Consider the following 19,988-nt stretch of genomic DNA (forward strand, 5'->3'; position numbering starts at 1 on the left):
GAAAGGACGGACAATGTTCGACTATGAAACGCTGCGCGTGATCTGGTGGGCGCTGCTCGGCGTGCTGCTGATCGGCTTTGCGGTCACGGACGGCTTCGATCTCGGCGTCGCCAGCCTGCTCCCGTTCGTCGCGCGCAACGATGCCGAGCGGCGGATGGTGATCAATTCGGTCGGCCCGACCTGGGAGGGCAACCAAGTGTGGTTCATCACCGGCGGCGGCGCGATCTTCGCGGCGTGGCCGTTCGTCTATGCGGTCAGCTTCTCGGGTTTCTACCTCGCGATGTTCCTGCTGCTCGCCGCGCTGATCCTGCGCCCGGTCGGCTTCAAATATCGCTCGAAGCGCCCCGACGCGGCGTGGCGCAGCCGGTGGGACTGGGCGTTGTTCGTCGGCGGGTTCGTCCCTGCCCTCGTGTTTGGCGTCGCTGTCGGCAATGTCCTGCTCGGGGCGCCGTTCCGGCTCGATAGCGACTTGCGGTCGTTCTACGAAGGCGGCTTGCTCGGCCTGTTCACGCCGTTCGCCTTGCTGTGCGGGCTGCTCTCGGTCGCAATGCTCGCGCTCCACGGCGCGACGTGGCTGACCTTCAAGGTCGAGCATGGCGGCCCCGTCCATTGGCGCGCGCGCAGCTTCGGCGCGGTTGCCGCAATCCTGACGCTGCTGCTGTTTGCCGGGGGCGGATTGTACGTCGCGTTCGGCGACATCGGTTATCACATGCAGTCGGTGGCCGATCCGCTCGGCCAGTCGAACCCGCTGCGCACCACGACGCAGCATCTCGCGGGTGCCTGGATCGGCAATTACGCGCTGCATCGCTGGATGCTGATCGCGCCAGTGCTCGGCATCGGCGGCGCGGTGCTGGCGTTCGTCGGTATTACCGTGGGCGCCGAGAAGAGCTCGTTCGGCGGTTCGGCGCTGGCGATCACCGGGATCATCGCGACCGTCGGCCTGTCGATGTTCCCCTATATCCTGCCCTCGAGCATCGATCCGCATTCGAGTCTGACGGTGTGGAACGCCTCATCGACCCCGGCGACGCTCGGGCTCATGCTGTTCGTCACCGCGATCCTGCTGCCGATCGTGCTGCTCTACACGAGCTGGGCGTTCAAGGTGATGTGGGGCCGCGTCACCACCGCCGACGTCGCCACCAACCCCGATTTCTACTGATCCCGAAAGGACTAGACGATGTGGTATTTCACTTGGGTGTTGGGTCTCGGGCTCGCAGTCGGCTTCGGCATCCTCAACGGCATGTGGCATGAATTCCACCTGCCGGCCGACGATGAGGACGCTCCGCCGCCCGCGTGATCCACGCTTGCATACCAAAAGACCAAAGGCGATCCGAACGATCGGCAGCGGTCTGGCATAGACGGCGCTGTTCGCTGGCAGCAACGTCCAGGGCGGCGGGCTCGACTGAACGTCAGCCGTGGCTGAGCGCGAGCTGCTCTAACGGTGTTACGCGGGTTAAAGCGGGATGGGTGGCTCTGGCCCTCGGCCCGTCGCCGATGCGCTGTTCGGCGGCACGACGCGTGCGTTGCTCATGCACACCCTGCCTCCCGCTATTCCTCGCGCGCTGAGTCCGGGCGCACCTTACGCCACGCTTCTGACGCGATCCCGGCCCGAGCGCTTGGCATCGTACAAGGCGCTGTCGGCGCGAAGCATCGCCGATTTGAGCGACGCGTAGTCGCGCACGACCGCGAGCCCGCACGAAAAGGTCAGCGCGTCGCCGCCGCGATGGCCGATTTCGTCGCGATGGAGCGAGGCGCGCAGCCGTTCGACGATCTCGGTCGCTTCGTCGAGCGCGGTGTCGGGCAGCAGGATCGCAAATTCCTCGCCGCCCCAGCGCGCGGGAAGATCCGATCGGCGCAATTCGGTCTGCAGCCGCTTGGCGAACTCGACCAGGACACGGTCGCCCTCGTCATGACCATGACGATCATTGACCGCCTTGAAATGATCGAGGTCGAGCACCGCGACCACAGAATTGCGGTCGTCGCGCAACACCGGTGCGATCGCGTCCATGAAACCTCGGCGATTGCGCAGCCCGGTCAACACGTCCTTTTCGGCGGCATCGGCCAGCCGCTCGACGCGCGCATGGGTTTCCGCCGAAGCGCGCGCGACCGAGGCGAGCAAGGCCCCTACCAGATCATCGCCGCCCGTCGGTACCGGCGGGACGGGCTCGCCGCGTTGCAACGACTGCAGCAAATCGATCGCGTGCGCCACCGGCGCGAGCAGCCCGCGCAGCGCGACGATCGCGGTGACCGTTCCGACCAGCGTCGCGACGAGCAATGCTGCGAACAACCGCCAATCCCACCGCGCCAGCGCCAACTCGCTCACGCAGAAGACGATGATCGGCAAATGCACCGCGCCAAAGCAGATGCTGAACATGCGGAACTGGAAATTACGCGGAAACAGAAACCGCGTGGCTTGATAAAAACGCATGCCTATACTCCGGCAACCTCACCCATGATCGGCGCTATTGGATCGCGGTTTCTGAATCGTTAATCCCCAATACCGGGCCGCCCTCATCAGCGGCCACGCCGGAATAGCGGTGGTCGATCAGTAAACCACCACGCTGCGGATGCTTTCGCCGGCGTGCATCAGCTCGAAGCCCGTATTGATCTCCTCGAGGCTGAGGACGTGCGTGATCATCGGGTCGATCTCGATCTTGCCGTTCATGTACCAATCGACGATCTTCGGCACGTCGGTCCGCCCCTTCGCGCCGCCGAACGCGGTACCGCGCCAGTTGCGCCCGGTGACGAGCTGGAACGGGCGCGTGCTGATTTCCTTGCCCGCTTCGGCCACGCCGATGATGATCGACGTGCCCCACCCGCGGTGGCACGCCTCGAGCGCTTGCCGCATTACCGTCGTGTTGCCGGTGCAATCGAACGTATAGTCTGCCCCGCCATCGGTCAGCGCGACGAGATGCGCGACGAGATCGCCGACGTCCTTCGGATTGACGAAATGCGTCATGCCGAACCTGCGGCCCCATTCCTCGCGATCAGGGTTGATGTCGACCCCGACGATCATGTTCGCGCCCGCCATCCGCGCACCCTGCAGCACGTTCAGCCCGATCCCGCCGAGACCGAACACGATGATATTGTCGCCGACCTGGACCTTGGCGGTGTTGACCACAGCGCCGACGCCCGTCGTCACCCCGCAGCCGATGTAGCAGCTCGTCTTGAACGGCGCGTCCTCGCGGATCTTCGCGACCGCGATTTCGGGGAGCACGGTGAAGTTCGAGAAGGTCGAGCAGCCCATGTAGTGGAAGATCGTCTCGCCCTTGTACGAGAAGCGCGAGGTGCCGTCGGGCATCAGCCCCTTGCCTTGCGTCGCGCGGATCGCGGTGCACAGGTTGGTCTTGCCGCTGAGGCACGACTTACACTGGCGGCATTCGGGGGTGTAGAGCGGGATGACGTGATCGCCCGGCTTCACGCTCGTCACGCCCGGCCCGACTTCACGCACGATTCCGGCGCCTTCATGGCCGAGCACGCTCGGGAACAGCCCTTCGCTGTCGAGCCCGTCGAGCGTATAGGCATCGGTGTGGCAGATCCCGGTCGCCATGATCTCGACCAATACTTCGCCCGCCTTGGGGCCTTCGAGGTCGAGCTCGACGATCTCGAGCGGTTGCTTGGCGGCAAAGGCGACGGCGGCGCGGGTTTTCATGGGGCACTCCTCGAGACGGTCGCCAATCCCTTACGGCTACGCCCGGTTGCGTCAACCGCCCGACCGGTCAGAGGATCCCCCGCCGCGGCATGCCGCGCAGCACGAGCGCCACGCCCAAGGTCGCCACACCGAGCATCCCGATCACCCCCGGCACATCGCTGCCGAGTGCGATCATCGCGGTCGCGACGATCACCACCAGCACGGTGACGATCGAGTTGGCGATGTTGTTCGCCGCGATCACGCGCGAGCGTTCGGCCGCCGGCGTCGCGGTCGAGAGGATCGCGTAGAGCGGCACGATGAACATCCCGCCCGCGAACGAAATGCCCGCGAGCCCGATCAGGATGTGCCAGCTCCCGGCCGCGGCGAAGAAGTGCGCGATATCGAGCCCCGCCGCGCGCACCTGGAAACCGTGCGTCGACGCCCACAGGTCGATCATGCACCCGCCCATCACGGCCGCCGACAGCGGCACGTAACGCGCCGAGACCTCGCCCCGCAGCAAGCGGTTGACGGTCAGCGAGCCGATCGCGATCGCGGTCGAGAAGACGAGCAGGAACAGCGTCACCACCGCCTTCGATCCCCCGAGCGTACCACTGACGAGCGGCGCGAATTCGGAAACCAGCACCGCCCCTGCGGCAAAGAACCAGCTGATCCCGAGGATCGCCAGGACGACGAGCCGCTCGCGGCTCGCAGTGCGCAGGATGTCCGCGGTGCCGCGGAAGACGTTCCAGTCGATGCGGTGCTGCGTGCCCGACGGCGGTGCCGGCGGGATCGCAAGGCTCGCGGCGAACCCGACGCACGCGAGCCCGGTCGCGGCAAGCCCTGCCTCCCACGGCGCAAGCACGCCGGCGAGCAATTGCCCGCCGAGGATCGCGAGGAAGGTGCCCGCCTCGATCAGCCCGGTGCCGCCCATCATTTCATGATGGCCGAGATGCTGCGGCAGGATCGAATATTTGACCGGGCCGAAGATCGTCGAGTGCAGCCCCATCAAGAACAGGCAGACGAGCAGGGTCGCGATCGACCCGATCGCAAAGCCGACCAGAGCGACCGCCATGATCGCGATCTCGGCGGCCTTTATCCAGCGGATCAGGATGCGCTTGTCGATCGCATCGGCGGTTTGCCCGCCGATCGCCGAGAACAGGAAATAGGGTAGGATGAAGATGCCGGTCGAGACCGTCGCGAGCATCTCGCCGCTGAGACCCGTGCGATGCACCCCGAAATTGGCGAGGAACAGCAACCCGAACTTGAGCACATTGTCGTTGAACGCGCCGAGGAACTGGACGACGAACAGCGGCGCAAAGTGGCGCTTCGTGAGCAGCGAGAAATCGGGCGATGCCATCGCCCGCTTGTCGCCGCAGCGCGACCCGGGCGCAAGAGGCGCGCCCGGGCCGATCGCTATCTAAGCGTGCCCCGCGTCAGAGGAACAATTTGCGGATCGAAATGCGCACCGTGCGCCCGAGTGGATTGAGATAATCGGGCTGATAGGCGACCGGCGTCGTCCCGCTCGCATTGGTCACGCGCTGGCGCGTATCGAACAGATTGTCGACCGCCAGCGCGACGCGCATCCCGCGCATCCACGGGTGTGCCTTGACCAGATCGAGCCGCTGCCCGAGATCCCCGAACAACCGCACGCCGAGCGTACCGAGCGACGAGAAATGCAGATTCTGCGGGTTGCCGAGCGTTCCGCCGTTGACGTCGGTCGCGCTTTGCCAATTCGCCGACAGGCGCACGCCGAGGCCGTTGTTGCTGTATCCCGCCTGCCCCTCGAGCTCGTGGCGCGGTTGCCCGCCGTTCGAGCCGATCGCGTCGCCGTTCAAGAGGTCGAGCGCCGGGCCACCCCGCTGGACGAGCACGCGCTCGCTGAAGTGCCACGTGTGGTAGAGCGCGAACTGCAGCCGCCCGCCGCCGCCGCCACGGCCACCACCCCCGAAGCCGCCAAAGCCGCCGCGCCCGCCGCCGGGGCCGCCGGGACCACCAGGACCACCAGGACCACCTGGACCACCAGGTCCGCCGGCACCCCCGCCGCGCTCCGCTCGCGCTTGCGCGATCTGGCGTTGTACGCTGTCGGGAACCTTGATCCCGGCAAACGGGTTCGGCCCCGTCCCGGCGCGCCACGCTTCGATCTGTTTTTGCAGCTTCGACTTGAGCGCCATCGAGAAATTGATCCCCCAGCGCAGCTCGGAGCGGCTGCTCTGCGCGAAATTGATCGGTCGCGTGTCGAACTGCGTCAGCACCAGATCGCCATTGGCATCGCGCACGCGCGTGAAGCGCGACGGGAAGGCCGTTTCGATCGCAGCGGTCGCGGTCGGGAAGGCGGCGATCGGATTTTCGATCCGTGCGTCGATATACGTCGCGGTGAGCGACAGGTCCTTCGTGCTCCACGGCTTGATCGTCGCGCTGAGCTTGTAGGTGTGGCTGTTGCTCGCGATCAGATTGGGGTTGCCACCCGACACCGTCGTGACGCTCGCATTCTGCCCGAGCACATAGTCGAAAACCGGCACGTTGGGCGTGACGATCTGCGGATTGCCGAGCTGCGTCGCGCTCGGCGCGGTATCCTGCATCGTCGCCGATGCGATAATCCGCAGCGGCACGATTGGCGACCAGTTGAGCCCGTAGCCAAGCGTCGTCAGCGTCCCGAAATCGGAGAGGTGGTTGACCGCGACATTGCCGTTGACCGAGAGCGTGCCGATTGCCGCGAGGACGTCCTTCGCGCGGCTGGTCAGCGGCACGTCGACGTTGAGCTGGCCATTGACGATATTGCGTGTCACCGCGCCGGTCGAGGTCAGCCCGGCCCGATACGAGCGGCTATTGAAGCTGCTGATGTCGCCGCCGAGATGGACGCTCGTCGAAACCTCGCCCGCGGGCAGCTTGAAAATCGTGCCGTTGAGCAGAACGTCGAGCTTCCCCTCGTCGGAGGTCGAATAGCCACGCGTCGTCGCCCGCGTCCCGATCTGCGAGGCACCAAGCGCGCCGAACGGATTCGCGGTCGGGTCATTGGCCGCGAGCCGCGCGTTGAACGCGGTCGCGTCGAGCCCCGCATCGGTAAAAGTCTTCGATTCGGAATGGTCATAGGTGCCCGTCACCGACCATTGCCACGCCGTGCTGATCGCGCCGTTGAACGTCGTGCCGAGGTGCGCCGCGATCGCTGAAGTGCGTTGCTTGAGCGGCGAGAAGTCCCCTCCCAGCGTTCGACTGACCGTCACCGCGCTGGCCGAAAAGGGATTGCCCGCCGGAACGACGAGCGTCGTGCTTGGCAACCCTTGCAGTCCGGTCGTGTTGCTCGCCGAAAGCGTTCCGTTCAGCGTTCCCGAAACCGCGCCAAAGCTGCGCGCGTAGGTCGAGTTGGCGTTGAACGTGCGGCCCGAGGGCAGCAACGTGCGAAACGGCCGCTGGTCGGTCGGATCGGTCGCCACGGTGGTCGCGCCCGGAATCGTCGGACGGACAGTCGGGAGGATGCTGCGTTCGCTCTCGGTCAGCGCCTCGACCGGCTGATATTCGAGGTGGAGATTGACCCGCCCCTTATTGGCGATCTGGAGCAAGTCGAGTTCGCCCTGCGGCGCGTTTCGCCCGCCTTCGGTGGCGAGCTTGTCCGACAGCTCGACCGTCGCCGCGCGGAAGCGGCGGCGCAGGACGAAGTTCACCACCTTCTGGTCGGCGGTATAACCATATTTTAGCGCGACTTCCTCTGGCAGAATGTCGACGCGCGCGATCGCCTCGGTCGGCAGATCGCGGATTTCAGCAAAACCCGAGATCCGCTTGCCATCGAGCAAAATGACGGGCGCACCGCCGCCACCGCGATCGCTGCGAATCTGCGGCGCGAGTTCGGTCAGCAACTCGGTGATCGAGCTGACCCCGTACGAGCGGATGTCTGCAGGGCTGAGCTGCTGTTCGGGCGGAATGTCGCCGATCACCGAACCAGGCTGCCTTGCCCCGCGCACGACGATATCGGGGCCGTCCTCGCTATCGTCGGGCGCCGCCGCCGGTGCCGCTGCTGGCGCCTGCTTGGTCGTGCTCTTGGTCGTCGCCTGTTGCGCCGAGGCGAACGCCGGGGTCGCCGCGAGCGCGAGCGTAAGCAGTTTTGTTGTGCGGATCATCGTAGCCCCAAAATGTCTTTCCCGTCGGCTAGCGTGCTTATGTCGCAAGAGTATGTCGAAGCCGCGCATGGCTGGAACTTCGATCGGGGCTGCCGTAGGACAGCCCAATGAGTGAAGAGCGATTCGAACGCCATCGGCAGCCCTGGACGACCGACGAGATCCAGAAGCTACACACGCTGGCCAAAAAGGGCATGGCGCTCAAGGCGATCTCCAAGGCGCTCAAGCGCAGCGAAGAATCGACCAAGGACCGTGCCAAGGCCGACGGACTGACCATCGCGAAGCTGCGGTGATGCGCATAGGGTTCGGTAATGGTTGAATTGTGGCCGTACCGGGACAGTTGATAAGCCCCCGGAACAATCGCTACTAGGCAGCGTTTGGCGACCGTTCCGTAGGGTATCCACCGTGCGGGAACAGCCTTTAGAGCGGTGGACACAATGGCGGCTGAGTTTTCTTCCCTGCGCTCGATGATCGTCGTCGGTGCATCGGCGCTTCTGCTGACGGGCTGCGGCAGCGCAAAACAGGAAAAGAGCGGCCGTGGCGCCCCCAAGGGTCCCCCCGAAGTCGGCTATATCGTCATCCAGCCGAGCAGCGTCCCGCTGGTGACCGAACTCGCCGGCCGCACCGCCGCCTATCAGAGTTCGGAAGTCCGCCCGCAGGTTACCGGCCTGATCCGTCGCCGCTTCTTCACCGAAGGCGCGCTCGTCCGTCAGGGGCAGCCGCTCTACCAGATCGACCCGAGCCTCTACCGCGCGTCTGCAAACCAGGCGAACGCGAACGTCGCGAGCGCGATCGCCAATGCCGAGGCGACGCGCGTCAAGGCCGATCGGTACAAGCCGCTCGCCGACATGCAAGCGGTCGCCAAGCAGGATTACACCGACGCCGCCGCCGCCGCACGCCAGGCCGCCGCGACGGTCTCGCAGACCAGGGCGGCGCTCGACACCGCCAAGATCAATTTGCGGTTCACCACCGTGCCCGCGCCGATCACCGGGCGGATCGGCCGCTCGCTCTACACCGTCGGCGCGCTCGTCACCGCGAGCCAGACCGACCCGCTGGCGACGATCCAGAAGCTCGATCCGATCTATGTCGACATTCAGCAGGCGAGCGCGGACCTGTTGCGGCTCCGCCGCGCGCTCGCATCGGGCGGTTCGGTGGCGACCCGCGCGAATGTCCAGCTCAAGCTGGAGGATGGCTCGGATTACGGGCTCAGCGGCGACGTCGAATTCTCCGAAGTCGTGGTCGATGCGGCAACCGGCACGGTGACGCTGCGCGCACGCTTCCCCAATCCCAAGGGGCTGTTGCTGCCCGGCATGTTCGTCCGCGCGCGCTTTGCGCAGTCGATCAATCCGAACGCCTTCCTCGTTCCGCAGCAAGCGGTTTCTCGCACGCCCAAGGGCGAGGCGACGGTCTATGTCGTCGGCGCCGACGGCAAGGGTGGCTACAAGGCCGTCCAGCGCCCGATCACCGCGACGGCGACGCAGGGTACCAACTGGATCGTCACCACCGGCCTCAACCCTGGCGACAAGATCATTACGCAAGGCGTCGGCAAGGTGAAGGTCAACCAGACCATCAGGCCCGTTGCCGCAAGCGCGCCGCAAACGATCAAGTCGCCCAAAGCGGGTGATGCAGCCGTCCAGAAGAACTGAGCCAGCCCTGTGATATCGCGCATCTTCATCGACCGGCCGATCTTCGCCTGGGTCGTTGCCATCATCATCATGCTCGCGGGCGTCGGTGCGATCTACACCCTGCCGGTCGAGCAGTTTCCGGACATCGCGCCGCCTCAGGTCAACATCCGCGCGACCTATCCCGGCGCGTCGGCGGCGACGCTCGAGAATTCGGTCGCGCAGGTCATCGAGCAGCAGCTCACCGGGATCGACGGCTTGCTCTACTTCGCGACGAGCTCGTCGTCGCGCGGCCAGGTGACGATCACGGCGACCTTCGACAAGGGGACCGATCCCGACATCGCGCAGGTGCAGGTGCAGAACAAGGTGCAGCAGGCGCTGTCGCGCTTGCCGCAGCAGGTCCAGCAGCAGGGTCTGACGGTGACCAAGTCGAACCCCGACTTCCTGCTGATCGCTGCGATCTATGACACGACCAACCGGACGACCAACCAGGACGTGTCGGACTATCTCGTCTCGAACCTGCAGGACACGATCGGCCGCATCAAGGGTGTCGGCGACATCAACGTATTCGGCGCGCAATATGCGATGCGCATCTGGCTCGATCCCAACAAGCTCGCCAGCTACAGCCTGATCCCGAGCGACATCACCACCGCGATCACCGCGCAGAACGCCGAAGTCGCCGCGGGCGAAATCGGCGGCGTCCCGAATACGGCCGAGCAAGTGCTCGATGCGACCGTGACCTCGCAGACGCGTCTGTCGACGCCCGAACAGTTCCGTGCGATCGTCGTCAAGACGCAGCCCGATGGCTCCTCGGTGCATCTGTCGGATGTCGCGCGGATCGAGCTTGGCGCCGAAAGCTACAACGTCACCAGCCGCGTTAACGGCCATCCGGGCGCCGGCATCGCGGTGAGCCTCGCGCCGGGCGCCGACGCACTGAGCACGGCCGAACTGGTCAAGGCTGAAATCGAGCGCTCCTCGAAGGCCTTCCCCAACGGCTATGCCTACAGCTTCCCGCAGGATTCGACCTCGTTCATCAAGCTGTCGGTCGAGGAAGTCGAGAAGACGCTGTTCGAGGCGATCCTGCTCGTCGTCGTCGTCATGTTCGTGTTCCTGCAGAACTGGCGCGCGACGCTGATCCCGACGATCGCGGTGCCGGTGGTGCTGCTCGGCACCTTCGGCATCTTCTCGCTCGCCGGCTTCTCGATCAACACGCTGACGCTATTCGGGCTCGTGCTCGCGATCGGTCTGCTCGTCGACGACGCGATCGTCGTGGTCGAGAATGTCGAGCGCTTGATGGAAGAGAATCCCGACATGTCGCCGCGCGATGCGACGATCCAGTCGATGAACGAGATCACCGTCGCGCTGATCGCGATCGCGCTCGTCCTCTCGGCGGTGTTCCTGCCGATGGCGTTCTTCGGCGGATCGACCGGCGTGATCTATCGCCAGTTCTCGGTCACGATCGTCTCGGCGATGGTGCTCTCGGTCGTCGTCGCACTGGTGCTGACCCCGGCGCTGACCGCAACGCTGCTCAAGCGCAAGCAGGACATGAAGCAGGACGGCTGGCTCACGCGCAAGACGCAGCCGGCCAAGGACTGGTTCAACACCGGCTTCGACAAGACGATCGATCGCTACGGCACCGCCGTCAGCACGGTGATCGATCGCAAATGGCTGTTCGTGCTGATCTATGCCCTTGTCATCGCAATCCTCGCGGTCTTGTTCCTGCGCTTGCCGACGGGCTTCCTCCCCAATGAGGACCAGGGCATCGCGCAGATCCAGTACAATCTCGCGCCAGGCGCGACGCTCAATTCGACGCGCAAGGCGCAGCTCGAGATCGAGAAGTATTTTGCCGGCCCCGAGGCCAAGAACGTTGCCGGCTATCTGACCGTCGCTGGCGGCGGCGGCGGGTCGGGCGGGCAGAATGCCGGGCGCGGCTTCATCGCGTTCAAGGATTGGGCCGATCGCAGCGGAGTCGAAAATGGTGCCGAGGCGATCACCGGGCGCGCGACCAAGGCGCTGAGCGGTCTGCGCGACGTCGAATTCTACGCGACCGTTCCCTCGCCAGTGCGCGGGCTCGGCCAGTCGACCGGCTTCACGATGGAACTGCTCAATTCGGGCGGCCTGAGCCGAGACGAATTCAAGGCGGCGCGCGACAAATTGCTGGCAGCGGCACGCGCCGACAAGACGCTCGCCGCGGTGCGCCCGACCGACCTCGACGACCAGCCGACGCTACAGGTCAATCTCGACGCGCAGAAGCTCAGCACGCTCGGCCTCACCCAGGCGAACGTCAACTCGACGCTCTCGACGGCGTGGGGTGGCAGCTATGTCAACGATTTCAACGACCGTGGTCGCGTAAAGCGCGTCTACGTCCAGGGCGACGCACCGTACCGCTCGTCGCCCGACGATCTCGCACAATGGTATGTCCGCGGCTCGACTGGCGCGATGACCCCCTTCTCGGCCTTCGCCACGACGAGCTGGAGCACCGCGGCCCCCTCGCTCGCGCGCTTCCAGGGGATCTCGTCGTACGAATTCTCGGGTCAGGCCGCGCCGGGGCAGAGCTCGGGCACCGCGATGGAGAAGATGACCGAGCTCGCCGCGCAGTATCCCGGCACGAGCGTCGCGTGGAGCGGCCTGTCGTATCAGGAGCGGCTGTCTTCGGGCCAGGCGCCGTTCCTCTACGGGATCTCGCTGCTCGTCGTGTTCCTGTGTCTCGCCGCGCTCTATGAGAGCTGGTCTATCCCGATCGCCGTGCTTCTGATCATTCCGCTCGGCCTGGTCGGCGCGGTGTTCGCCGTGACGCTCCGTGGTCTGCAGAACGACGTCTATCTCCAGATCGGGCTGCTGACGACGATGGGCCTGGCGGCGAAGAACGCGATTCTGATGATCGAGTTCGCCGAGCAAGCCGAGAAGTCGGGCAAGCGCGTGATCGATGCCGCGCTCGAGGCTGCGCGGATCCGACTGCGCCCGATCCTGATGACGAGCTTTGCCTTCATCTTCGGCGTGCTGCCGCTGGCGATCTCGACCGGCGCCGGCGCGAACAGCCGCGTCGCGATCGGCACCGCGGTGATCGGTGGGATGCTGACCGCGACGATCCTCGCGATCTTCTACATCCCGTTGTTCTTCGTGATGATCCGTCGCGGCGCACGCGGCATCTCGCAAAAGCTCCACCACGAACAGAAGCCTGCCGACGAGACGCCCCCGACGCGTCCTTCCGGCCAGGGCGAGGCGACCGCATGATCCGCAAGACTGTCTCGCTCGTCTCGCTCGCCGCGCTGTCGGCGTGTTCGCTGGCGCCCAAATATGTCGAGCCCGCGCTGCCCGTCCCGCCGAGCTGGCCGGTCGGCGACGCCTATCTCGCGCAGACCGAGGCGACGCTGCCGAGCGTCAGCTATCGCGACATCTTCCGCGATCCGCGTTTGCAGAAAGTGATCGAGCAAGCGCTCGTCAACAACCGCGACCTCCGCGCCGCCGCCGCCAACATCGCGATCGCGCGCGCGCAGTACCGCATCCAGCGCGCGGAGTTGCTCCCCGAAATCGGCGGTTCGGCGGGCTATACACGCCGCGACAACGGGACGCGCGGTGTGTCGAACACCGCAAACGGGACCGGGACCGGGACTGGCACCGGCAACACCGGCACGGGCAACGCCGGCACGATCACGACGAGCGGCGGCGCGACCAATACCTTTTCGGCCAGCCTCGGCATCACCGCGTTCGAGATCGACCTGTTCGGGCGGGTCCGCTCGCTGACCACCGCCGCGCAGAATCGCTATTTCGGCAGCGAGGCGACGGCGCGCGCGACACGCCTGACGCTGGTCGGAGACATTGCCACGGCGTGGCTGACCTATGCGTCGGACGTCAGCTTGCTCAAGATCGCGCGCGAGACCGCGGCGCTATCGGCCCGCAGCGTGGCACTGACGAAATTGCGGCTCGACGGCGGCATCGCCCCGCGGACCGATCTCGCCCAGGCGCAGATCGTGCAGCAGACCGCCTTGTCGGATCTCGCCACGCAAACCACAGCGGTTGCGCAGGATGTCAACGCGCTCCAGCTGCTGGTCGGCGCGCCGGTCGATCCAGCGCTGCTGCCCGCATCGATCGAGGAAGCCGCGCCGACGATCGCCGAGCTTCCTGCCGGGCTCAATTCGAGCATCCTGCTGCGCCGGCCCGACGTCGTTCAGGCGGAGTATGAACTGCGCGCGAGCAACGCCGAGATCGGTGCCGCGCGCGCTGCCCTGTTCCCGACGATCTCGCTCACCGCGCTCGCAGGGCTGGCGAGCAGCTCGCTCGGCAATCTGTTCACCGGCGGCGCGTTCAACTATTCGGTCGCGCCGAGCGCGAGCTATCCGATCTTCCGGGCCGGCGCCGGCCGCGCCGGTGTCGTGCAATCGCGCGCGCAACGCGATTATGCGCTGGCGACCTATGAGAAGGCGATCCAGACCGCGTTCAGCGAAGTCGCCGACGCACTCGCCCGGCGCGGCACGATCACTGCGCAGCTCAACGCGCAACGCGCGCTGACCGCCGCCTCGACCGACAATTACCGCCTGTCCGACGCGCGCTACCGCGGCGGGATCGACACCTTTTTGCAGAGCCTGACGGCACAGCAATCGCTCTATTCCTCGCAGCGCAGTCTCGTCACCGCGCAGCTAACCCAGGCCAGCAACCTGGTGACGTTGTACCGCACGCTCGGCGGCGATTCGACGCTCGAAGTGACTGCGGCGGGGCCGAAATCGGCTCAGCCATAGCGATTGCGATCCAGCGCCCGAACGAGCGCGTGACAAGCCGAAGCGCGCATGGCAGCACAGCGGCTTAGACCAGAATGATCCAGCCTTGGATCGACGCGCCGGGGAGTGATCAAGATGGGCTATCACATCCGGCGGTTCGAGCCCAAGGACGCGGCGGCGATGCTCGCCTTTTCCGAGACGCTGCCCGAGCATGACTTGCTTTTCCTCGGCCGCGACCTGCGCCATCCGCGCGTCATCGCCGCCTGGGTCGCGGCGATCGACGAAGGTTATATCGACAGTCTCATCGCCGAAGATGGCGGCACGTTCGTCGGAACCGCCGCGCTGGTTCGCGATCCGCTCAGCTGGAGCGCGCATGTCGGCGAGATCCGGCTGCTCGTCGCGCCGGGCAAGCGCGGCGCCGGGCTAGGCCGCGATCTGCTCGAGGGGATATACTCGATCGCGCTCGAACGCCGGCTCGAGAAGATCACCGCACACATGACGCCCGACCAGATTGGATCGGTCATGCTGTTCGAAAGCCTAGGCTTTCGCGCCGAAGCGCTGCTCAGGGACCAGGTGCGCGACCGCGCCGGCAACACGCACGATGTCGCGATCCTGAGCCACGACATCGTGCGCACCGCCGCGCCCGCACGCTGAGCGACGGGCGCCAGCGGCGGGCTATTTGTCGCCGCGCACCGCACCGACCGCTTCGCGGCCGAATTGCAGGATGACTTCGCCCATTTCGCGCGCCTGCGCCATGCTGCGCTGGCCTTGGTCGCGCAGGAAGTCGCCCTGGATCTTCATCACTTCGGACAAATCCTTTGCACCTGCGGCGGCGCGCATCGCGGCGAACGCCTCGCGGGCATTGGCCTCGGCCTGATCGAGCATCTTGATCCCAATTGCCGAACCGCTCTCGGCCATCTTGCCGCCGGCGTCTCTGATCGCCTCGCCGGCTTTCTTGGCGGGCTCGGCGATCGTCTCGTTGAACGCGTCGCGAATCTTGTCGGTCATGGGATGATGTCCTTTCCACAGGGTGTGCGACCGGAGCGCCGGGCACGGCACAGCGTCGCGCGAACGTCGTACTGGCACGTGGCTGACGGGGTGCGGCATCCGACTCTCCTCTGCCGCGGTCTGTGCCGCACGCAGACGCGAAGCTTAAGCGCCCCATCCGCCGAGCGCAAATCGCCGTGCGTGAGACCCTTAACGCGCTGGCAACCCGATCGGCGCAAAGACACACCATGCTGCGTCCCGCCCCTCCCCTGCGAATACCGCCGCCGAGCGCGGCCGCGTGGTTGCTGCTGCCGCTCAGCGTAGTGGCGAATGGCGCGGTGTTCTGGCCGGCGGCGTGCCTCGTCGCGATTACGGCGGCGGGCGCGCGTCACTATGGCGCGATGCTCGTCTGGTATGGGCTGGCTGTCGGGTTCGACCACAATGCGCTGGTCCTTGCGCCATTCGTCGCGGCGGTCCTCATCGGCGCGCGAGTGCGCTGGCGGCTGCTGCCGCTTGCGCCGGTCTTTGCGCTGGCGATGCTGCTGGCCCGCGCCCACGCAGCTCCTCCGTTCCTGGCGCTGCCGCAGCCGATCACCTTCCCCGCCGCGCCTTCGCTTTGGACGATCCTCCAGATGCTGCCGTGGATCGGGACGCTGCCGCTCGGCGGGCTGGCGCTGACAAGCGCGTTCGGCACGGCGGTGGCCTATGGTGCATGGGCGTCGACCCAGCCGCTCCGTCCTCCCGAAGTGCGCGAGCGGGCGCTGCTCTGCGCGCTGGCGATCCCGATGGTCCTGCCCGGCCTTGATCCGAGCGCGTTCCTGCTTGCTGGCGGACTCGCGCTGCACGCCGCGCTGCTCGAGCGCAGCGCACCACGCCGGCGCATCGCTGCCTTGGTCGGGATCGGCATGCTGGTCGCCTGCTCCGGCGGCGTGGGCGCGGCGGCGTTTGGGGCGATCGCGATGATCGGTGCGACGCTGCTTCAGGCGCGGGCCGTGCTCAAACGCGGGGCCGCCAACGACAACCCTGCGATGGCGTGGGCGGCAGCGCGCCCCTGCCGCTGCCGCGCGTGATGTGCTAGGCAGCCGCCGAATTTGACAGTCGGGGGCGGGAACGATGGCAATTTTCAACGGTAAGGCGCGCGATGGCGGCGGCGGCGTTTCAGGCCATTCGATACCATCGGGAAGCGGCAAGCGCGGCGCGTTCTCGGTGATCAGCGCCGATGTCCTCGTCACCGGCAATATCGCGGCGAGTGCCGACCTTCACATCGATGGCCGCGTCGACGGCGACGTCCAGTGCGGGACGCTGATCCAGGGTCAGGACAGCCGCATTGCCGGTGCGGTGATCGCCGAGAGCGCCCGCCTCGGCGGCGCAATCGAGGGATCGGTCGCGGTGCGGCAGCTGACGATCGAACGCTCGGCCCGGATCATCGGCGATGTGCATTATGAGACGATCTCGATCGAGATCGGCGCGTCGGTGGACGGAAATCTCAAGCACATCACCGCCGATGGCGCCGTCAGCCCGTTCGAGCCCCCTCCGGTGCGGGCGACCGCGATGGACGACGTCGTCCACTTCACCTCGACCGCAACGCCCGGCTGAGGCCGCGACGCCTAGCGGAGCAATGCCGCGTAGGAGGTCGGTGCTGCGGGGAGTATCAGCCGCGCCACGGTTCCCGGGACGATCACCAGCGCCAGCGCGACGCCTGTCCCGAGCACGGCGCGCCGCGACCAGCGCGCCTGCGCCCATAACAGGATCGTCGCGAGCGCGGTCGCGACCATCGGCCAGAGGTGATAGCGCAAGTCCGAGGCAATGCTGAGCACCGCGAAGCTTGCCTCGAGCACCACCGCCGATGCGAGCAACGCCAGCGCGACATCGCGAAACGGCCCCGGCGGGCGACGCAGCGCGACGACGATCGCGCACACCGCCAGCGCCAGCCATGCGGCGGGCCAGCCAAGCGGGAGCTCGGCATTCCACCGCGCGAGCACTTGCCAGCGGGACGCGGCGGGCCCGGGGCTGTGCAAGCCGATCGGATTGGCTTCGCTCGCACCCGGGGGCACCGCGCTCGGCCAGCCTGCCGGGACGATCCAGCGCTCGGTCGAATTGAGGTGGCCGAGCCGGTGCGTCGCATAAGCGAGCGGATGCCGCACGATCGCCTCGCCGAGCAACCGGTACAACGGCCCGGCAGTCAGACCATGCAGGCGCTCAAGCGTCGGGCCGCAGCGGTCGGCGGTCCCCAGCGGATCCCAGAAGAACGGCTTGGCGCAATGTCGCGCGAGCACTGTGCGCGCCTCGGCTTGGGTCAGCCCGATGGCATGCGCCGGATCCTGCGCCGCGATCGCCGACAGGTCATAAAAGGCCTCGGTCCGCTCGACACCGCTCGCGGTCGCTCGAAGAACCCCGTGGTTGATCGCTTGGGCGAGTCCTAGCACAGCGACGATGCCCGACAGCGTCAATACCGCCCGCGCCCACCAGCGCGTCGGCCCGAACAGCATCACGACGAGCGGCACGGTTGCGAACACCGCGTTCGAGCGGACCAACGTGGCATAGGCCAGCAAGACGATCGCCGCCACGCCGGCAAGGACCGGCAGCCGCGCCCCCCGCAACCGCCACCAGCCAAAGATCCCCGCCGCAGCGAGCATCGCGCCAAGCATCTGCGTGTCCTTGAGCACTACGCCCTGCCAGCCGAGAAACAGCGGCAGCCCCGCGATGCACAGCACGGCGACCGCCGCATGGCGCCGTTCTTCGCGCGCGAGAGTCGCGGCAATCGCCCCGAACCCCGCCCAATAGAGCACCATCTGAAGCACGAGCATCGGCGCCGCGCCGCCGCCAACGAGCCCGTGCAGCGCATGCCACAGCCCTGCCATGATCGGCGGATGCCAATCCTCGAAGTGCCCGGCGAGCGCCTGCCCGAATTGCGCGATGCCGTCGTAGGTCACGATGCCCGGCCAGAAGAGCGCAAGCGACCCAAGCAGCAGCAGCAAAGTCGCCCCGCCGATCCTCGCGGCCGCCGCGCGGTCGGTGCGAGGCGGCGTGGACCTTGGCTCGGTTGCGCGCGTCATGAGGGGGGCATGACGCGCCGCAGCATAAGTGTAAAGCGCCGACTGGCTGCCCTCGCCCCCCCGTTGCGGGGCATTTCCTTGGCTTAGATGTGGATCGCGCGGCCGTACGCGCCGAGCACGCTCTCGTGCATCATCTCGCTGAGCGTCGGATGTGCGAACACCGTTTCCATCAGCTCGGCCTCGGTTGTCTCGAGCTGGCGTGCGACGACATAGCCCTGGATCAGCTCGGTCACCTCGGCGCCGACCATGTGCGCGCCGAGCAGCTCGCCGGTCTTGGCGTCGAACACCGTCTTGACGAAGCCCTCGGCCTCGCCGAGCGCGATCGCCTTGCCGTTGCCGATGAACGGGAACTTGCCGACCTTGAGCTCGTAACCGGCTTCCTTGGCCTTCGCCTCGGTCAGGCCGACGCTTGCGACCTGCGGGCGCGAATAGGTGCAGCCCGGGATGTTCCACTTTTCGAACGGGTGCGGGTTGAGCCCCGCGATCGCCTCGACGCAGACGACGCCCTCATGGCTCGCCTTGTGCGCGAGCCACGGCGCTCCGGTCACGTCGCCGATCGCATAGATGCCCTCGACATTGGTGCGCGCATAGCCGTCAACGTCGATGTGGCCGCGGTCGGTCTTGATGCCGAGCGCCTCGATCCCGATATTTTCGGTATTGGGCACGATACCGATCGCGACGATCGCATGGCTGAACTCCTCGGTCGTGACCGTGCCGTCCTTGCCCTTGATCTTGGCGGTCACGCCCTTGGCGTTCGGCGTCAGCGCCTCGAGCCCGGTACCGACGAGCAGCTTGATGCCCTGCTTGGTCAGCGCCTTGTCCATGAACGCGCTGACTTCCTCGTCCTCGACCGGGAGGATGCGCGGCAGCATCTCGACGATCGTCACGTCGGCACCCATGTCGTTGTAGAAGCTCGCGAATTCGACGCCGATCGCACCCGATCCGATGACCAGCAGCTTGGTCGGCATTTCGGGCGGAACCATCGCGTGGCGATACGTCCAGATCCGCTCGCCATCGGCCTTGGCGAACGGCAGGTCGCGCGCGCGCGCGCCGGTGCCGATGATGATGTGCTTGGCTTCGAGCTCGGTCGTCTTATCGCCCTGCTTGACCGAGAGTTTGCCCTTCGCGGTGATCGCGCCAAAGCCCTCGTACACCGTGACCTTGTTCTTCTTCATCAGCCCCTTGACGCCGGCATTGAGCTGCCCCGCGACCTTGCGGCTGCGCTCGACCACCTTGTTGAGGTCGAACGACACGTTGTCGGCCTTGAGCCCGTAGCTCTCGGCATTCTGCATATAGTGATAGATTTCCGAGGTACGCAGCAGCGCCTTGGTCGGGATGCAGCCCCAGTTGAGGCAGATGCCGCCCAGGCGCTCGCGCTCGACGATCGCGGTCTTGAGACCGAGCTGCGCCGCGCGGATCGCGGCGACATAGCCGCCGGGGCCCGAACCGAGGATGATGAGGTCGAATTGGTCAGCCAAGGGAGGATTCCTCTATCACTAGCGGGCGCGGCCGGTCGTCCTCGCCCATCGAAACAAGAATATAGGTGCCGCGAGCGGCGCGTTGCGTGGCGGGACCGTGCCGGTCGCGCCGCCACACATCGACCGCAACGGTCATCGAGCTGCGCCCGGTCTTGACGATCTCGGCATGAAACGAGACTTCGTCGCCGATCTCGACGGGTGCAGTGAAGCTGAACCCGTCCGCCGCGACGACGGGGGCGCGCCCGCCGCAATGGCGCGAGGCGACCGAACCGGCGGCAAGCGCCATCTGGCCCATCAGCCAGCCGACGAAGATCTTGCCGTACGGATTGGCGTCGCACGCCATCGCCGTCGCGCGGATCGCCGGTGCGGTCGTCGGGGGCAGATCGGTCATGC

At 66.5% G+C, this 19,988-nt stretch carries 17 protein-coding genes; 9 read left to right on the forward strand and 8 right to left on the reverse strand.

Annotated elements, in window-relative coordinates; translation table 11 throughout:
* Positions 1-13 precede the first annotated feature (13 nt).
* Both cydB and cydX read left to right on the forward strand, forming a co-directional pair.
* Positions 14-1,156 carry a cytochrome d ubiquinol oxidase subunit II gene (gene cydB / locus E2E30_RS06375; RefSeq protein ID WP_133188282.1) on the forward strand — a complete coding sequence of 381 codons (1,143 nt, stop codon included), beginning with the start codon at positions 14-16 and terminating at the stop codon, positions 1,154-1,156.
* 18 nt (positions 1,157-1,174) lie between these two features.
* Positions 1,175-1,294, forward strand: coding sequence for a cytochrome bd-I oxidase subunit CydX (gene cydX / locus E2E30_RS06380; protein WP_133188284.1), 120 nt, complete (start codon positions 1,175-1,177; stop codon positions 1,292-1,294).
* Positions 1,295-1,576: 282 nt separating this feature from the next.
* Here the strand turns inward: cydX and E2E30_RS06385 are convergent, their stop codons facing one another.
* From E2E30_RS06385 to E2E30_RS06400, 4 genes are all read right to left on the reverse strand, one after another.
* Positions 1,577-2,425: a GGDEF domain-containing protein gene (locus tag E2E30_RS06385; protein WP_133188286.1), complete on the reverse strand. Its 849-nt coding sequence runs from the start codon at positions 2,423-2,425 to the stop codon at positions 1,577-1,579.
* Positions 2,426-2,542: 117 nt separating this feature from the next.
* The gene (locus tag E2E30_RS06390) at positions 2,543-3,649 is read right to left on the reverse strand and encodes an S-(hydroxymethyl)glutathione dehydrogenase/class III alcohol dehydrogenase (protein WP_133188288.1); all 1,107 of its coding nucleotides are present in this window, start codon (positions 3,647-3,649) and stop codon (positions 2,543-2,545) included.
* A 67-nt stretch (positions 3,650-3,716) separates the two neighbouring features.
* Positions 3,717-4,985 carry an MFS transporter gene (locus E2E30_RS06395; protein ID WP_133188290.1) on the reverse strand — a complete coding sequence of 423 codons (1,269 nt, stop codon included), beginning with the start codon at positions 4,983-4,985 and terminating at the stop codon, positions 3,717-3,719.
* A gap of 76 nt (positions 4,986-5,061) precedes the next feature.
* Positions 5,062-7,740 (reverse strand): TonB-dependent receptor, encoded by a 2,679-nt coding sequence (locus E2E30_RS06400; protein ID WP_133188292.1) that lies wholly within the window; start codon positions 7,738-7,740, stop codon positions 5,062-5,064.
* A 107-nt stretch (positions 7,741-7,847) separates the two neighbouring features.
* Here E2E30_RS06400 and E2E30_RS06405 point away from each other — a divergent pair, with 107 nt between their 5' ends.
* From E2E30_RS06405 to E2E30_RS06425, 5 genes are all read left to right on the forward strand, one after another.
* A complete protein-coding gene (locus tag E2E30_RS06405) occupies positions 7,848-8,030 on the forward strand; it encodes a hypothetical protein (RefSeq protein ID WP_026046530.1) in 183 nt (60 codons plus the stop codon).
* A 144-nt stretch (positions 8,031-8,174) separates the two neighbouring features.
* A complete protein-coding gene (locus E2E30_RS06410; RefSeq protein WP_133188294.1) occupies positions 8,175-9,383 on the forward strand; it encodes an efflux RND transporter periplasmic adaptor subunit in 1,209 nt (402 codons plus the stop codon).
* Positions 9,384-9,392: 9 nt separating this feature from the next.
* On the forward strand, positions 9,393-12,593 hold the full coding sequence (locus tag E2E30_RS06415; RefSeq protein WP_133188296.1) for an efflux RND transporter permease subunit: 3,201 nt from the start codon (positions 9,393-9,395) through the stop codon (positions 12,591-12,593).
* Positions 12,590-14,095 carry an efflux transporter outer membrane subunit gene (locus tag E2E30_RS06420; protein ID WP_133188298.1) on the forward strand — a complete coding sequence of 502 codons (1,506 nt, stop codon included), beginning with the start codon at positions 12,590-12,592 and terminating at the stop codon, positions 14,093-14,095. Before E2E30_RS06415 ends, E2E30_RS06420 begins: the two co-directional genes overlap by 4 nt.
* A 114-nt stretch (positions 14,096-14,209) precedes the next feature.
* Positions 14,210-14,728 carry a GNAT family N-acetyltransferase gene (locus tag E2E30_RS06425; protein WP_133188300.1) on the forward strand — a complete coding sequence of 173 codons (519 nt, stop codon included), beginning with the start codon at positions 14,210-14,212 and terminating at the stop codon, positions 14,726-14,728.
* Between the two features lie 21 nt (positions 14,729-14,749).
* On the opposite strand, the gene E2E30_RS06430 is transcribed toward E2E30_RS06425, so the two are convergent.
* Positions 14,750-15,082, reverse strand: coding sequence for a phasin family protein (locus E2E30_RS06430; RefSeq protein ID WP_133188302.1), 333 nt, complete (start codon positions 15,080-15,082; stop codon positions 14,750-14,752).
* Between the two features lie 227 nt (positions 15,083-15,309).
* On the opposite strand from E2E30_RS06430, the gene E2E30_RS06435 reads away from it, so the two are divergent.
* Entirely contained in the window at positions 15,310-16,131 is an 822-nt protein-coding gene (locus E2E30_RS06435) for a hypothetical protein (RefSeq protein ID WP_133188304.1), read from the forward strand.
* A 43-nt stretch (positions 16,132-16,174) separates the two neighbouring features.
* A complete protein-coding gene (locus tag E2E30_RS06440; RefSeq protein WP_133188306.1) occupies positions 16,175-16,657 on the forward strand; it encodes a bactofilin family protein in 483 nt (160 codons plus the stop codon).
* 11 nt (positions 16,658-16,668) lie between these two features.
* Here the strand turns inward: E2E30_RS06440 and E2E30_RS06445 are convergent, their stop codons facing one another.
* From E2E30_RS06445 to E2E30_RS06455, 3 genes are all read right to left on the reverse strand, one after another.
* Positions 16,669-18,117 carry a hypothetical protein gene (locus tag E2E30_RS06445; protein ID WP_133188308.1) on the reverse strand — a complete coding sequence of 483 codons (1,449 nt, stop codon included), beginning with the start codon at positions 18,115-18,117 and terminating at the stop codon, positions 16,669-16,671.
* Between the two features lie 83 nt (positions 18,118-18,200).
* Positions 18,201-19,595 carry a dihydrolipoyl dehydrogenase gene (gene lpdA / locus E2E30_RS06450; RefSeq protein ID WP_133188310.1) on the reverse strand — a complete coding sequence of 465 codons (1,395 nt, stop codon included), beginning with the start codon at positions 19,593-19,595 and terminating at the stop codon, positions 18,201-18,203.
* Positions 19,588-19,986, reverse strand: a complete 399-nt coding sequence (locus tag E2E30_RS06455; RefSeq protein WP_133188312.1) for an acyl-CoA thioesterase — start codon at positions 19,984-19,986, stop codon at positions 19,588-19,590. Before E2E30_RS06455 ends, lpdA begins: the two co-directional genes overlap by 8 nt.
* Positions 19,987-19,988 lie beyond the last annotated feature (2 nt).

It is taken from the genome of Sphingomonas sp. AAP5 (genome assembly GCF_004354345.1).
Classification (GTDB): Bacteria; Pseudomonadota; Alphaproteobacteria; order Sphingomonadales; family Sphingomonadaceae; genus Sphingomonas; species Sphingomonas glacialis.